This is a genomic window from Variovorax sp. 05L425 (assembly GCF_056397705.1).
In genome coordinates this window covers 1-668 of sequence record NZ_JBFTNY010000080.1, presented here as the reverse complement: position 1 = coordinate 668, position 668 = coordinate 1, and the positions used below count along the sequence as shown (strand labels likewise).

Below are 668 nucleotides of genomic sequence, written 5' to 3'. Positions count from 1 at the left end.
CCTTCGGCGGCTTCCTTCTCCTCGGCAGTCTCGTAGGGCACGTCGATGAACTTGCCGCCCAGGGACTCGATCTGTTCCTTGACGCTGGGGCGTACATCGGAAGCCTCGATGACGGCGCCCAGGCGCTTGGCGGTGGCAATCGCCTGCAACCCCGCGACGCCCACGCCCAGGATCACGACGCGCGCCGCCTTCACGGTGCCGGCGGCGGTCATCAGCATCGGGAAGAAGCGCTGGTACTTGTCTGCGGCCATCATGACGGCCTTGTAGCCGGCGATGTTGGCCTGGGAGGAGAGCACGTCCATGCTCTGGGCGCGGGTGGTGCGCGGAGCAGCCTCCAGCGCGAAGGCGGTCAGGCCGGCTGTGGCCAGGCGCTGCAGCCCCGGCACATCGAAGGGATTGAGCATGCCCACGAGGACCGTGCCCGGCTTCATCAGCGCCGTCTCGCCATCGTCAGGACTGCGCACCTTCAGCACGATCTCGCAGCCGAAGGCCCCCACGGCATCGGTGATCTGCGCACCGGCGGCCTCGTAGGCGCCATCGGTGAGGCTGGCCGCAATGCCCGCGCCCGATTGCACTCGCACGGTGTGGCCCTGCGCAACCAGCTTCTTCGCGGTCTCCGCAGTCACGGCCACTCTTGTCTCGCCTGGCGCAGTTTCGGCCGGCACGCC

1 protein-coding gene is annotated in these 668 nt (G+C 68.6%); it reads right to left on the bottom strand.

Features of this window, described 5'->3' with window-relative positions:
* Positions 1 to 668, bottom strand: a 668-nt coding sequence (locus tag AC1DN9_RS30060) for a Rossmann-fold NAD(P)-binding domain-containing protein (protein WP_478106020.1), incomplete at both ends; no start/stop codon positions are given.